The sequence below is a fragment of the Rhodoferax sp. AJA081-3 genome, from assembly GCF_017798165.1.
Taxonomy (GTDB): Bacteria; Pseudomonadota; Gammaproteobacteria; order Burkholderiales; family Burkholderiaceae_C; genus Allorhodoferax.
Genome location: NZ_CP059068.1, coordinates 4,660,139 through 4,673,305 on the forward strand (window position 1 = coordinate 4,660,139; position 13,167 = coordinate 4,673,305).

General features: G+C 61.2%; 13 protein-coding genes. 7 read left to right on the top strand and 6 right to left on the bottom strand.

The window, feature by feature from the left end; translation table 11 throughout:
- Nucleotides 1–9: 9 nt before the first annotated feature.
- On the bottom strand, nt 10–624 hold the full coding sequence (locus tag HZ993_RS21835) for a glutathione S-transferase family protein (RefSeq protein ID WP_209398675.1): 615 nt from the start codon (nt 622–624) through the stop codon (nt 10–12).
- A gap of 143 nt (nt 625–767) precedes the next feature.
- On the opposite strand from HZ993_RS21835, the gene HZ993_RS21840 reads away from it, so the two are divergent.
- Nucleotides 768–1,667, top strand: a complete 900-nt coding sequence (locus tag HZ993_RS21840) for a LysR family transcriptional regulator (protein ID WP_209394802.1) — start codon at nt 768–770, stop codon at nt 1,665–1,667.
- Nucleotides 1,668–1,765: 98 nt separating this feature from the next.
- Here the strand turns inward: HZ993_RS21840 and HZ993_RS21845 are convergent, their stop codons facing one another.
- Entirely contained in the window at nt 1,766–2,887 is a 1,122-nt protein-coding gene (locus HZ993_RS21845) for a beta-ketoacyl-ACP synthase III (RefSeq protein WP_209394803.1), read from the bottom strand.
- 164 nt (nt 2,888–3,051) lie between these two features.
- On the opposite strand from HZ993_RS21845, the gene HZ993_RS21850 reads away from it, so the two are divergent.
- The 3 genes from HZ993_RS21850 (at nt 3,052) to HZ993_RS21860 (ending at nt 4,976) form a co-directional block, all read left to right on the top strand.
- The gene (locus HZ993_RS21850; RefSeq protein ID WP_209394804.1) at nt 3,052–4,074 is read left to right on the top strand and encodes an NAD(P)-dependent alcohol dehydrogenase; all 1,023 of its coding nucleotides are present in this window, start codon (nt 3,052–3,054) and stop codon (nt 4,072–4,074) included.
- A 151-nt stretch (nt 4,075–4,225) separates the two neighbouring features.
- Nucleotides 4,226–4,726: a hypothetical protein gene (locus HZ993_RS21855; protein WP_209394805.1), complete on the top strand. Its 501-nt coding sequence runs from the start codon at nt 4,226–4,228 to the stop codon at nt 4,724–4,726.
- A gap of 4 nt (nt 4,727–4,730) precedes the next feature.
- Nucleotides 4,731–4,976, top strand: coding sequence for a hypothetical protein (locus HZ993_RS21860; RefSeq protein WP_209394806.1), 246 nt, complete (start codon nt 4,731–4,733; stop codon nt 4,974–4,976).
- A gap of 26 nt (nt 4,977–5,002) precedes the next feature.
- Here the strand turns inward: HZ993_RS21860 and HZ993_RS21865 are convergent, their stop codons facing one another.
- Together HZ993_RS21865 and HZ993_RS21870 are read right to left on the bottom strand one after the other, a co-directional pair.
- Nucleotides 5,003–6,685 carry a diguanylate cyclase gene (locus HZ993_RS21865; protein ID WP_245213720.1) on the bottom strand — a complete coding sequence of 561 codons (1,683 nt, stop codon included), beginning with the start codon at nt 6,683–6,685 and terminating at the stop codon, nt 5,003–5,005.
- Between the two features lie 13 nt (nt 6,686–6,698).
- A complete protein-coding gene (locus HZ993_RS21870) occupies nt 6,699–7,214 on the bottom strand; it encodes a hypothetical protein (protein WP_209394808.1) in 516 nt (171 codons plus the stop codon).
- Nucleotides 7,215–7,277: 63 nt separating this feature from the next.
- Here HZ993_RS21870 and HZ993_RS21875 point away from each other — a divergent pair, with 63 nt between their 5' ends.
- Nucleotides 7,278–8,225, top strand: coding sequence for a DUF808 domain-containing protein (locus HZ993_RS21875; protein ID WP_209394809.1), 948 nt, complete (start codon nt 7,278–7,280; stop codon nt 8,223–8,225).
- Here HZ993_RS21875 and HZ993_RS21880 read toward each other — a convergent pair.
- Nucleotides 8,222–8,446: a hypothetical protein gene (locus tag HZ993_RS21880; protein WP_209394810.1), complete on the bottom strand. Its 225-nt coding sequence runs from the start codon at nt 8,444–8,446 to the stop codon at nt 8,222–8,224. The two genes, HZ993_RS21875 and HZ993_RS21880, sit on opposite strands and share 4 nt — an antisense overlap.
- The gene (locus tag HZ993_RS21885; RefSeq protein ID WP_209394811.1) at nt 8,443–10,542 is read right to left on the bottom strand and encodes a bifunctional diguanylate cyclase/phosphodiesterase; all 2,100 of its coding nucleotides are present in this window, start codon (nt 10,540–10,542) and stop codon (nt 8,443–8,445) included. Before HZ993_RS21885 ends, HZ993_RS21880 begins: the two co-directional genes overlap by 4 nt.
- A 148-nt stretch (nt 10,543–10,690) precedes the next feature.
- On the opposite strand from HZ993_RS21885, the gene HZ993_RS21890 reads away from it, so the two are divergent.
- Both HZ993_RS21890 and HZ993_RS21895 read left to right on the top strand, forming a co-directional pair.
- Nucleotides 10,691–11,629, top strand: coding sequence for a DMT family transporter (locus HZ993_RS21890; protein WP_209394812.1), 939 nt, complete (start codon nt 10,691–10,693; stop codon nt 11,627–11,629).
- Nucleotides 11,630–11,693: 64 nt separating this feature from the next.
- Nucleotides 11,694–12,500: an HDOD domain-containing protein gene (locus tag HZ993_RS21895; protein WP_209394813.1), complete on the top strand. Its 807-nt coding sequence runs from the start codon at nt 11,694–11,696 to the stop codon at nt 12,498–12,500.
- Nucleotides 12,501–13,167: the final 667 nt, after the last annotated feature.

A 13,167-nucleotide genomic window follows, 5' to 3' on the forward strand; every position in this document is an offset into this window, starting at 1 on the left:
GGCGCTGGCTTAGCCCGCCATGCCAACTGCTGTCTTATGAAACGGTACGAAGCCCGGCAAGGCCTCCACACGTGCCAACCAAGCCCGCACATTGGGGTAGGCCGAGAGATCTACGTTTCCTTCTGGCGCGGCTGATACGTAGCTGTATCCCGCAATATCGGCCAGCGTAGCAACATTGCCCACCAAGAAATGGTTGGCGGATAGTTGCGTGTCCATCACCTTGAGCAAACCATGTGCACGGCCAATCACCTCTTCTGGGTTGTACTTGGCACCGAACACGGTGATGAGCCGCGCCGCCGCAGGGCCGAAGGCGATCTGTCCGGCCGCCACCGACAACCAGGCCTGTACATCGGCTTGGCCTTTCGGGTCGCTTGGCAGCCAGCGGCGGTCGGCGTCATACTTTGTGGCCAGGTAGACGAGGATGGCGTTGGAGTCGAACAAGATTGTTCCGTTGTCGTCCAGCACTGGAACCTGACCAAAGGGGCTGAGTTTGATGAACTCAGGCGTCTTGTGCGCGCCTTTCATCAGGTCGACTTCGACCAGTTCGTGCGGCAGTTTCATCAGAGAAAGCGCTAGCTGAACGCGGTGTGAATGACCGGAAAGTGGATGGCGATGTAGCTTGATGGACATAGTGATTTCCTTCGGGTTTACGGTGGTTTGGATCTTGTCTTCGCTGCTGGCACAGCGAATGGATGAACTGTAATTAATCCAATTTAAATATAGAATCACCTATAAAACCAATTCACAATTCCACTTTTCGGAATGCTATGGACAGATTCCACCTGATCAATGTGTTTGTCGCCGTCGTGGACACGAACGGGTTTGCTGGTGCTGCGCGCAAGCTGAACATGTCGCCCCCTGCTGTGACACGGGCAATCAATGAGTTGGAGACCCACTTGGGGCTTCGACTTCTGACCCGCACCACGCGCACGGTTCGCGTTACCGATGCGGGTGAGCGGTATGTGCAGGATTGCAGGCGCATCCTGACAGAGATGCTGGAAGCGGATGAATCCGTGACTGGCATGCACACATCTCCCCGCGGGAGGCTGACCATCACGGCACCGGTACTGTTTGGTGGGATGTACGTCACTCCCATCGTTACAGAGTACCTGACCCGCTACCCTGAAGTGAGCGCGTCATGCCTGTTTTTGGACCGGGTCGTGAATCTGGTGGATGAAGGGGTGGATGTAGCGGTCCGGATTGGCGCGTTACCGGATTCAACCATGCAGGCAATTCGTGTGGGTCAGGTCAGGCGCGTGATCTGCGCAGCACCGGACTATTTGGCCCATCACGGAATTCCGATTTCACCCGATGATCTGCATGCTCACACCATTGTTTCGGCCAGCAGCGTGACTCCAAACCCCGAATGGAAACTGCAGGAAAAAGGTGAGCCTCGAAACGTTCGACTCCACGCGCGGATGATTACTACGACAAACGACTCTGCTGTGGCTGCCGCAGTCGGCGGTTTTGGCCTGACTCGCCTGCTGTCGTATCAGGTGGCAGAACACTTGCGCACTGGAAAGTTAAAAACCGTCTTGCCAGAATTTGAACCCCCCGCATTGCCAGTGCATGTGGTGCACAGAGAGGGACGCCAAGCGCCACAGCGGGTCCGCGCGTTCCTGGATTTGGCAATCGAGCGGTTGCGCCAAGACGCAACACTGAATTAGCTCTGAGCTTGCGACTGGTGGTGAACGTCCGGTCTAATCGGGCTGGGCCGGCAGTCGCTATGTGCCCTGCGGAGCAAAGGGGGGCAGAAGTTGGCCCTTTACTGGCACTTCTTCACCACCGCGCTGCCAATCGAATACCCCGCGCCAAATGAACAAATCACTCCCACCTCACCGGCCTTGAAATCCGCCTTGTGGCGGTGGAAGGCGATGATGGAGCCCGCGGATGCCGTGTTGGCAAACTCGTCCAGGATCACCGGCGCGTCGTCCAGCGTGGCGTCGCGGCCCAGTAGCCGGCGGGTGATGAACTGGTTCATGCTCAGGTTGGCCTGGTGCAGCCAGTAGCGGCGCACGTCGGTGGGTGTCAGTTGGTGTGATCCCAGGTGGCTGGAGATGTGGTCGGCAGCCATGGGGCAGACCTCTTTGAACACGCGGCGGCCTTCCTGGCGGAACAGCTGGTCGCGGTCCTCGGGGGCGCGGTCTTCAGCGCGTGACATGAAGCCCGCGTTGTTGCGGATGGCGTTGGAGAAAGTGGTCTGCAGGCGTGTGCCCAGAATCTCGAACGCACCCGCGGGCGCCAGGTCCAGTCGCTCCACTAATATGGCAGTGCACACGTCGCCAAAGATGAAGTGGCAATCGCGGTCCATCCAGGCCAGGTGGGCGGATGTGATTTCGGGGTTGACCACCAGGATTGCGCGGGCCGAGCCGGTGCGCACCGCGTTGTAGGCCATCTCCACTGCAAAGGTCGCGGAAGAGCAGGCCACGTTCATGTCAAATGCATAACCATTGATGCCCAGCTCGGTTTGAATCTCCACGCCCATGGCGGGGTAGGCGCGCTGCATATTGGCGGCGGCGCAGTAGACGCCATCCACATCGGCAGCAGTCTTGCCGGCGTTGGCCAGCGCGTCCTGCGCAGCCTTGACGGCAATCTCGGCCATCATCGAAATTTCGGTGTCGGGGCGAGCCTTGAACTCAGGGCGCATACGCCGTGGGTCCAGCACGCCAGACTTGTTCATCACATAGCGGCGCTTGATGCCGGAGGCTTTTTCGATGAACTCGACATTGGAGTCGGTGATGGCGGCGCGGGTGCCGGCAGCGATCTCGTCTGCGTATTTTTCGTTTTCGAGGGCGGCGTAGGCGTTGAAGGCGGCCACCAATTCTTCGTTGGTAATGACTTCGGGCGGCGTAAAGATGCCTGTGCTACTGATGGCGACGCGGTGCATAGTAAGAACTTCTGTAAGGGGGATTTGTATCGGCACATCCGATGCCGCGCTGATTATGCGCCGCCTTTCTCTATGAAACGGGCAGTCGCCACCGTTACAAGCCAAGGGGAAACCCGGGCGTGAATGGCGCTAAGCTCGCCCAATTTACGCGAAGGAGTTCCGCCATGACAGCAACAAAGTTCCGCGCCTGGGCCGCCACCAGCGCTGGCAGCCCCTTGGAACGCCTGGATTACGACCCCGGTGAACTGCACCCCGAAGACGTGGAGATTGCGGTGGAATACTGCGGCGTCTGCCACTCCGACCTGGCCATGGTGGACAGCGAGTGGTTCCCCGCCACCTATCCGCTGGTGCCCGGCCACGAGATCATTGGCACTATCACTGCCGTGGGCGCACAGGCCAAAGGCCGCACGGTGGGCCAGCGCGTGGGTATTGGCTGGCACAGCAAGAGCTGCTGCCACTGCAACTTCTGCACGGGTGGTGAACAAAACCTGTGCACCAAGCGCCAGCCCACCATTGTGGGCCGTCATGGGGGATTTGCCGACAAGGTGCGCGCGCACTGGGGCTGGGCCTTGCCGATACCCGAGGGTGTGGACCCCGCCAGCGCCGGCCCGCTGATGTGCGGCGGTGGCACCGCCTTTTTGCCTTTTGTGATCCATGGCATCAAACCCACGGACAAGGTGGGTGTGGTCGGCATCGGCGGCCTGGGCCATTTGGCGGTCAAGTTTGCCCACGCCTGGGGTTGTGAAGTCACGGCCTTCACCTCATCGCCCTCCAAGCGCGAAGAGGCGCTCTTACTGGGCGCGCACAAAACGGTCAGCAGCGTAGACGTAAAAGAACTGAAGGCGATTGCCGGCACGCTGGACTTTCTGCTGGTCACCGTAGGCGCCAGCCTGGAGTGGGACGCATTGATTAACACCCTGGCCCCCAAGGGTCGCCTGCACCTGGTGGGCGTGGTGACCGAAGCCATGAAGGTCAAGACCGGCGGCCTGCTGTCTTGGCAGCGCAGCATCTCGGCGTCCCCCACACCGTCGCCCGTGGTGCTGACCAAGATGATGGAGTTCTGCGCCCGCCACGGCATTGCACCGCAGGTGGAGCATTTCCCCATGAGCAAGACCAACGATGCGCTGGACCATCTGCGCTCGGGCAAGGCGCGCTACCGGGTGGTGCTGGATGCGGATTTTGCGTAGGTCTTGTACGTGATTTAGGGCTCTAGCCCCCGTGTTATCTACATGAAGTGCTACAAATGTTGTAGCGTTTTGGTATGAAGCCCGTCCACCGCTGGTTTGGCGGGTGGTGCTGCACCCTAGAATTGCTACCCCTGTCAACGGTGTAGCCACTATGCGGTCCCTATTTCTTTCGTTCCTGATTCTGCTTGGCGCTGCCAGCACCCACGCAGCCGAGCCCATCACCCACTTCAACGTGGTCCTGCTGCAGCCCAGCCCCATCATGGAAAAGCGCGTAGCCAATATCGACGCCATGGCGGACTACATCAAGGCGGTGCAGGCCGCAGCGCGCGAGGCTGTGGTCGCCAGTGGCGCCACGCAGGCGGTGGGGGGATTCATCGTGCTGGCAGTCAAGCCGGGGCAGAAGTCCAAAGTCTGGCTCGACTTTGACACCCTGCTGGATCTGGAAATGCGCAAGCAGATCTCCAACAGCGTGAAAACCATCCCGCCGTTCGATGTCACCGAAGGCCCGGTAGTGTTCGCGCTGAAAGTTTCCACGTGGGATGCCAAGGAGTCCAAACGCATGGCGCCATCACCGGTCGAATGGAAGAAGGCCACACGCAATGGCAAGCCCATTGAAGTAGGGCGGTTGGTGGAAAAAGTCTGGAACGACTAGCACGATGCCAGCCACCGAACTTATCGTCACATCCATGGGCAGCGTTGCCGGCAAGGAGCTGCTGATTCCCACTGGCAAAGAGGGCCAGTACTTCGCGCACGTGCAAGACTGGGTGACCGCCAAGCTCAAGGCCAAAAAGCCGGTCAAAGACATCAGCAACCTCGTGCTGGTGAAGGGTATCAAGCAGTGGGCGGTGTTTGAAGAGAAGGCGGGTGGCAAAACCGTTCGCACGGTCTTCAAAATCACCTGAGCCTAATAGGCGCGCGGCCTTGCAGCTTACGCAGGCTGTGTGAACACCACTACCCGGTTGCGACCGGACGATTTGGCCGCATACAAGGCTTCGTCCGCCCTGTGGAACAGGTCTTTGCTACCGGGTGAACGCGGGTCCCACAGGCTGATGCCAATGCTGACGGTGATCTGGCCGACGGTGGGAAAGCGGGTCTGTTCTACCGCTGCACGCACTTTCTCTGCCACGGTGGTGGCCTCTTCGGCGAGCGCAGTCTCGGGCAGCAGCACCACAAACTCCTCGCCGCCATACCGCGCCACAAAGTCGGTGCTGCGGGTGTGTTCGGTCAGCAGGCGTGCCAGCTGTTGCAGCACGGCGTCGCCCGTGGTGTGGCCATGGGTGTCGTTGATGCGTTTGAAGTGGTCGGCATCCAGCACCAACAGCGCGAAACTGCGCCCGCTGCGTTTGCTGGTGTGCACACATTCGTTCAACTTTTCATCGAAGCTGCGCCGGTTGTACAAACCAGTGAGCGCATCACGCGTGGCCAGTTGCTCCAACTGGCGGTTGGCGGCCTCCAGTGCTTCGGTGCGCTGCATCACTTGCTGCTCCAGCGTCTGGTTGAGCGCCTCCAGTTGCTGCTCACGCTGCAGCAGTGATTGGGTCATGGACTGCATGGACTGGCTCAACTGTGCCACTTCGTCCACACCGGTGTGGGCTGGGTAGCGGGGCGCTACCTCGCGCCGTTCAATCTGCCGTGCAGCCTCGGCCAGTTGTTCTATGGGTTGGCTGACGCTGCGTGCCAGCCGCAGTGCAACCAGCGCAAAAACAATCGTGGCGATAAAGCCCAGCACCACCAGTCGGTTGCGCAGGGTGTACAAGGGCTGCAAGGCCATGTCCAGGGGCTGGCGCACCACGATGTGCCAGCCCAGGTTGTTCTGGGTGCGTGCGTCCACCGCGACCTGGCTGGTGAGGTAGTCCCGTCCATCACCCCACAACACGTTGGCATAGTGTTGTTGGGGTGTCGGCATGCCACTGGGTAGTTGGGTGACACCCATGTGGTGCTGGGGGTAGAGCACAGCGCCCTGCTTGTCCAGGATCAGAATCTCGGTGCCGGATTCGCCGCCCATGCGGTCGGCCGCGGACTGCACGGTCTCGGTCACCCAGCGCCAATGGCCGTGGGCGCCGATGACACCAATGACCTGGCCGTCCTTGTTTTTGATGGGCGCAGCAAAGTCAATAAAGCGCAATGGTTCACCGGACGCCAGGCCGGGCAGCAGCTTGGCTAGCAACATGGCCTCGTGTACGTCGCCGGTATATACGCCTTGCAGCCCCGCCACAAACCACGGGCGTTTGCCCACCGACAAGCCCTGCAGCATGCCGCTGCTGGCCTGTATGACCGTGCCATTGGCGTCCGCCACACCCAGCCACGCGAACTCGCTGCGGGCTTTTTTGCGCAGTTCCAGCGACCGCAAAACGTCCGGGTGGGAGAGGTCGCCGCGCACAAAGTGGGCTGCCTGGCTGAGCAAGGCAATTTCCAATTCGCGCTCCCGCAGGTTGGCGCCCAGCAGATTGGCTGCGGCCTTGGCGGTTGCGTGCACAGCCTCTCCGGCCGTCACTTCCATTTGTTGGGTGGCCAGGCGCCCCACGTACGTGCCCACGCTGAGCAAGGTCAACAGAGACAGGCCACCGAACCACAGCGCAAGCCGCCCCCTGAAGCTGGTGAGTGTCAACATAGGTTGGTTTGTATCAGGGGCTGTGCCCATTGCGCAAGCGCAGCAGTGTGAGCTGCAGCAGGCGCGCATCGGCACTGGCGCGGTGGCGCTGCACGCCACGCTCGCTGCTGACCTGGGCTTTGACGGTATGCCACTGGTCAGCCTCCTGGTCGTCCAGCAACACGCGCAGGTTTTCGAGTTTGAAGCTGGGGCTCATGTCGGCGGCGTCAAAGAGTGCGCCTATCCAGCTGTAGTCGTTGACCCAGCCGTCGGAATACACGGTCTGGCCATACAACTGCGCGTTGATGGTGCGGGCCACCTCCGGCACTGGCACACCACGCGCCAGGATCAGTGCACGCGAAATGTGGTGGGTGGCCTCGGCCTGTGCGTCCCAGTGGGTCCAGTGGGCCTCCGGGCGCACCAGGGTGCAAAAGGTGTGGCCATTGGGCAGTACAAAACCGATTTCTATGGGGTAGCTGTTACGCCCAAAACCGGAAGCCTCGACGTCCAGAACGGTGGGGACGGCAAGGTCTGGGTGGGGAGGGCGCATGGGCCCATTTTGCGCCCGGTATCACCTGCGACAATGGGTATTTTCCCGTTCAGAGTCCACACCATGTCCAGTAGCCTGCTTGCCCTGATTGACGACATCGCCACCATCCTCGATGACGTCGCCATTTTGTCCAAAGTTGCCGCCAAGAAGACCGCCGGTGTGCTGGGTGATGACCTGGCGCTCAATGCCCAGCAGGTGGCGGGTGTCAAGGCCGAGCGGGAACTGCCCGTGGTGTGGGCCGTGTTCAAGGGCTCGATGGTCAACAAGCTGATCCTGGTGCCGACTGCGCTGCTGATCAGCCTGTTCATCCCCTGGGCCGTGACACCGTTGTTGATGATTGGTGGCGCCTATTTGTGTTTTGAAGGGTTCGAGAAGCTGGCGCACAAGTTTCTGCACAGCAAGGCTGAAGACCAGGCCCATGAGGCCGAGTTGTTGAAGGCGTTGACCGACCCCGCCGTGGACATGGTGGACGTGGAGCGCGACAAGATCAAAGGTGCTGTGCGCACTGACTTTGTGTTGTCTGCCGAGATCATTGCCATCACACTGGGCACCGTGCAGTCGCTGGCGTGGACCACCCAGCTGGCCGTGCTCAGCAGCATCGCCATTCTGATGACGGTGGGTGTCTACGGTTTTGTGGCTGGCATCGTCAAGATGGATGACGCCGGCTTGTACCTGAGCAAGCTGCCCGGCAGCGGCGTAGCGCAGCGTATGTTGCAGGCCTTTGGTCGCGGCTTGCTGCGGGCCGCGCCGGTGTTGATGAAGGTTTTGGCGGTGGTGGGCACAGCCGCCATGTTCTTGGTGGGCGGTGGCATTCTGGTCCACGGCATTGGTCCCTTGCACCATGCCGTAGATGCGGTGCTGGCCCAGCTGGGAACCAGTGGCGGTGCGCTGGCCGGTGTGGCGGGCACACTGTTGCCCATCGGCGTGGAGGCCTTGACCGGTATCGTGGCGGGGGCCCTGGTGTTCCTGGTTGTGAGCGGTGTGGCCCGTTTGCGGAAAATGCTGGGCTAAGCCACCGGGTCTATGCGCCTGCGCAGGGTGTGGGGCCGGGGGTTGATCTCCACCACCACGGCTTGACCATCGGGCAGCGAGACGGCCAGTAACTCCTGGCCATCCAGGTTGAACTGGTACACGGTAGACGCACCCACCGCGCGCGAATCATCCAGCCGCGCTTTTTCAAGCAACAAGGCCAACTCCCCGTGGGGGGCCGAACGCCAGCGCATGCGGCTCATGCCTGGTGGGTCTGCTGTTCGCGCAGCCGAGCGGTGAAGGCCGCCACCGTGAGGGGCCGCGCATAGTAATAGCCCTGCACCTGGCTGCAGCCCAGGGTGGACAGCAGCTCGGCCTGCTCCTTGTTCTCCACACCTTCGGCCACGACCGACAGGCCCAGGCTGCGCGCCATGGCGATGATGGCGCCGGCAATGGCCGCATCGTCCGGGTTGGTGTGGATGTCGTTGATGAAGCTGCGGTCGATCTTGAGCTCATCAATCGGAAAACGCCGCAGATAGGACAGGCTGGAGTAGCCAGTGCCAAAGTCATCCAACGACAGCGATAACCCCAGTTTCTTGAGCGCACGCAAGCTGGCCAGGGTGCTGTCCACATCGTGCATGACCATGCTTTCGGTCAGCTCCACGATGAATTGGCTGGGGTCGGCGCCGGTGCTGGCAAACACGGCGGCGATGCGGTCGGTCAGCTCGTCCTGGCGGAACTGGCGGGCCGACATATTGATGGAGATGCGCAAGGGTGTCACGCTCTGCTGGCGCCACAAGACCTGCTGTCTGCAGGCCTCGGCCAGTACCCACTCGCCCAGGGGCAGGATCAGGCCGGTTTCTTCGGCCAGGCGGATGAACTCTATCGGGTGGATCAGGCCAATCTGCGGATGCTGCCAGCGTATCAGCGCTTCGGCACCCACCACGGCCTGGGTGGCCAGGTCAATCTTGGGCTGGTAGTGCAACACAAACTCGCCACGCTCCAGACCGCGGCGCATGGCGCCTTCCATGTCGAGCCGGCTGATGGCGGTGGACCCCATTTCGGGTACAAACTGGCGCACGCTGTTGCGGCCATGCTCCTTGACGCGGTACATGGCCATGTCGGCATACCGCAGCAGAATTTCGCCATGGTCACCGTCGCGCGGGTACAGCGACACACCAATGCTGGCGGTCACAAACACATCGCGCCCCGCCACCTCGGCGGGGCGGGAGAGGGTGGACAAAATCTTCTCGGCGATCTGGTCCACGTCATCAGGTTGTGGCAAGTCGGTGAGGATGATGACAAACTCGTCACCCCCCAGCCGCGCCACGGTATCGGTCTCGCGCACACAGGCGGTCAACCGCTGGGCCACTTCTTTCAGCAAGGCGTCGCCCGCGCTGTGGCCCGAGGCGTCGTTGATGAGTTTGAAGTGGTCCAGGTCCAGCAGCATCACGCCCAATACATGGCCGTTGCGCTTGGCCCAGGCAATGGCCTGTTCGATGCGGTCGTTCAGCAGGTTGCGGTTGGCCAGGCCGGTCAGGCTGTCGTGGTTGGCCTGGTACTCCAGCGCATGCTGGTATCGCACGCGTTCGCTGATGTCGTTGATGACACTGACAAAATGGGTGGTGGTGCCGCCGGCCAGGTCGTGCACCGGGGCGATGTGCAGCTCGTTCCAGAACAGCGAGCCATCCTTGCGGTAGTTGCGCAGTGTGGCCGAGCCTTCGCGTCGTTCACGCAGCGCCGAGCGAATGTGCTCCAGATCCGGCTGGGCCAGGTCATCACGCACCAGGAAACGCCCCTCCAGCCCAATGACCTCTTCGGCGCTGTAACCGGTGATGCGCTCAAACGCCGGGTTGACGTAGACGATGGAGTGGTCGTCCGCATCGCTGCGGGTGATCATGATGCCGTTGCTGCTGCTGGCCAAGGCCTTTTCGTGCAGGTGGCGGGTTTGGGCGTAGTCGGCCCGACGCAATTTGCGGTCGCTGACATCTTCCTTGACGACCACGAGGTGTGTGGGTTGGCCCTGGGCGTCGCGCAGTGTCGAGACCACCTGGCGCTCCCAGTACACATTGCCGTCCTTGTGTGTGCTTTGCACATCACCCTTCCAGCTGTCGCTGGTGTGTTGTGAATTCAGCAGCTTGCTGTAAATGGCGGTGGTGGCTTCGTCCGGGTTCCAGGGGTGGGGGGTGATGCCTATCACCTCGGCAGGTGAGAACCCCGAGAGGGCGGTGAATCCGGGGTTGCTGTATTGCACCTGACCCGCCCGGTCCACAACGATGATGCCCAGGGGGCTTTGTTCAACAGCCCGTGCCAACAGCGCGGCATGGCTGGGGGACAGCGTCGTCGGGTCAGGGTTCATTGCCTATTCACTCTTTGGGTCTGCAGCGGGCGGAACGCCCTGGGACGGGATTTTAGACGCTGGCCCGCTTGACTGCTCCTGTACAGTGGTGCCCGCGTGCGGTTTGGCCACAGCTGTCCCGTTTTCACCACAAGACTTATAGCAATATATGGCTGTAGCCCCTGTAAATAATCACTCTATAGCTCCTAAATCAATAGCATTTGGCTTGGCATTGGCCGTCGTGGGGGCCGTGGCGTTCAGTGGCAAGGCCATCATTGTCAAACTGGCCTACCGCCATGGGGTGGATGCGGTCACCCTGATCATGCTGCGCATGCTCTTTGCACTGCCCTTTTTTCTGGCCATGGCCTGGTGGGCCAGCCGCAAGAGGGTGGGTCAGCCGCCGCCAGTGGCGCTGACGCGCAAGGACTGGCTGGGTGTGGTCTGGCTGGGCGTGACGGGTTATTACCTGGCCAGCTTTCTGGACTTTGCGGGTCTGCAGTACATCACCGCCTCGTTGGAGCGGCTCATCCTTTACCTCAACCCCACACTGGTCTTGTTGCTGGGCTGGGTGTTTGTCGGGCGGCGCATTGCACGGGCGCAGGCCCTGGGCATGGCCATCAGTTATGGCGGTGTGTTGCTGGTGTTTGGCCACGAGATCACGCTGCAGGGTGCCGATGTGGCGCTGGGTGCGGTACTTGTTTTTCTGAGCGCCGTCAGTTATGCGCTCTACCTCTTCTACAGTGGGGAAATGGTGCAGCGCCTGGGCTCCCTGCGCCTGGTGGGGCTGGCTACGTCGGTGGCTTGTCTGCTGTGCATAGCACAGTTTGTGCTGCTGCGCCCGCTGGAGACGGTGTGGGCCGTGGCGCCGCAGGTGGTGTGGCTGTCTGTGCTCAATGCCACGCTGTGTACGGTGGTGCCGGTCATGCTGGTGATGATGGCCATCGAACGCATAGGCTCCGGCCTGGCCGCCCAGGTGGGCATGGTGGGCCCCATGTCCACCATGCTCATGGGAGTGTTGTTGCTGGATGAGCCCTTCACAGCCTGGCTGGTCGGTGGCACCGTGCTGGTGATTGTGGGTGTGGCCGTGTGCAGCCGGTCCCGTGTTTGACAGGCCGTTTGGTGTTCGTTCTGCAATTTTCTATACTTGCTGCAGTTTTTGATTGGGAGTTTTCATGTCCGAACTAGCCGCTTTTTTTGAAACCGCCAGGCTGCCCATCATGTCCGAGGTGGCCCATTCGCTGGTGCGCACACTGAACGATCCCGATGCCACGGCCGCGCAGATCGAGGCCATCATCTCCAAAGACCCTGCGCTGACGGCCAACCTGCTGCGCATGGCCAACAGCGCCCAGTTTGGTCTGAGCCGGCAGGTGTTGTCGCTCAACCATGCCATCACCATGCTGGGCATGTCACGCATCCGTTCGCTGGCGCTGTCGACCAGTATCAGCACCTCGTTCCCCACCGTCCCGGGCATGGACCGCAAAGCCTTCTGGACTTTCAGCATGGCCTGTGCCGGTTATGCACAGTGGCTGGCCGGTGGCGCGGGTCTGGACCCTCAGCAGGCCTGGTTGTCCGGCATGATGCTGCGCCTGGGCGAGCTGCTGATTGGCCAGCGTTCGCCCGAGAGCCTGGCCGAAATCGCGGCAGAGACCTCCAGTGCGCCGGTGCGCTGGGAGCGCGAGCAGCAATTGCTGGGCTTTGACGAGGTGCAGGTGACCGCGGTGCTGGCCCGGCACTGGAATTTTCCCGAGGCCATCGTGAACGGCCTGCAAAGTGCCAGCGCCCCCATGACCGCCGAGACCTTTGACAAGTTGTCCGGCGTGGTGCACCTGGCCGCGCTGCTGGCCGATGACCCCAGCCCCACGCCCGACCTGGTGAGTGAGCTGCCTTTGCCGGTCATCAACGCGTTGGCGCTGGACCGCCACTGGATGGTGGCCCGCTTCCCCCGTGCTGACACCTTTGTGGATGTAACCAGTTTGTAGGCCATTGGGGCGGGCGTGCATCGTTGCGCAGCGCTGGGACGTAGCGATGGGGGGGCGAAAACACGGCTTCCTACTTTGATGGCGAGCGCGGCCGCGATCAGTGCTGCAGCTATTGCGAGCGTGGTTTGCATGCCTACGGCAAGCGTATCGGGAACTGCAATTCTGATGTCGCTCATCAACGAGGCTAACGCAAACACCGCGTCCACGGCGGACGCACCGGTGACCGACCTAAGCTTGCGGGACAGGCTGAGCACGCCGCAAATGAAAGCGCGCTGGTCTGGGTGCGCATCCACCATGACGGCCGTTTTGTTCTCCGTCTGTAAGTGCTGAAAGTCTGGGGGAAGGACGACGATGGTGGAAATGTAGCCCGCCATGCCAAATACCGTCGCCAGCACGGATAAGGCCCTGGAAGCAGTCGCCATGGTGATGAGCTCCACTCAACTCATGCAGTGCGGCTGATGTACCGATGGACGCTTTAAATAGTCGCAAACCCCGTCAATATGTGCTCCTTATGGGCGCCAACCCCAAAAAAAGCACCAACCCCCTACATCTGTAGGGTGTTCAAAACAAACACGCTCAATCAAAATAACCGCTCGTGCGGACTCTGCATCAAAGCAAAGCCACGGAGGGCGTGTCCAGTCAACCCGGCACGCAGGCGTAAACCAAG

Bases quoted from the DNA above. Each gene is read 5' to 3' on its own strand.
- HZ993_RS21880 (WP_209394810.1), bottom strand. From the start codon at position 8,446: ATGAGCCGCATGCGCTGGCGTTCGGCCCCCCACGGGGAGTTGGCCTTG.
- HZ993_RS21870 (WP_209394808.1), bottom strand. From the start codon at position 7,214: ATGCGCCCTCCCCACCCAGACCTTGCCGTCCCCACCGTTCTGGACGTC.
- HZ993_RS21855 (WP_209394805.1), top strand. From the start codon at position 4,226: ATGCGGTCCCTATTTCTTTCGTTCCTGATTCTGCTTGGCGCTGCCAGC.
- HZ993_RS21850 (WP_209394804.1), top strand. From the start codon at position 3,052: ATGACAGCAACAAAGTTCCGCGCCTGGGCCGCCACCAGCGCTGGCAGC.
- HZ993_RS21895 (WP_209394813.1), top strand. From the start codon at position 11,694: ATGTCCGAACTAGCCGCTTTTTTTGAAACCGCCAGGCTGCCCATCATG.
- HZ993_RS21875 (WP_209394809.1), top strand. From the start codon at position 7,278: ATGTCCAGTAGCCTGCTTGCCCTGATTGACGACATCGCCACCATCCTC.
- HZ993_RS21890 (WP_209394812.1), top strand. From the start codon at position 10,691: ATGGCTGTAGCCCCTGTAAATAATCACTCTATAGCTCCTAAATCAATA.
- HZ993_RS21840 (WP_209394802.1), top strand. From the start codon at position 768: ATGGACAGATTCCACCTGATCAATGTGTTTGTCGCCGTCGTGGACACG.
- HZ993_RS21885 (WP_209394811.1), bottom strand. From the start codon at position 10,542: ATGAACCCTGACCCGACGACGCTGTCCCCCAGCCATGCCGCGCTGTTG.
- HZ993_RS21845 (WP_209394803.1), bottom strand. From the start codon at position 2,887: ATGCACCGCGTCGCCATCAGTAGCACAGGCATCTTTACGCCGCCCGAA.
- HZ993_RS21865 (WP_245213720.1), bottom strand. From the start codon at position 6,685: ATGTTGACACTCACCAGCTTCAGGGGGCGGCTTGCGCTGTGGTTCGGT.
- HZ993_RS21860 (WP_209394806.1), top strand. From the start codon at position 4,731: ATGCCAGCCACCGAACTTATCGTCACATCCATGGGCAGCGTTGCCGGC.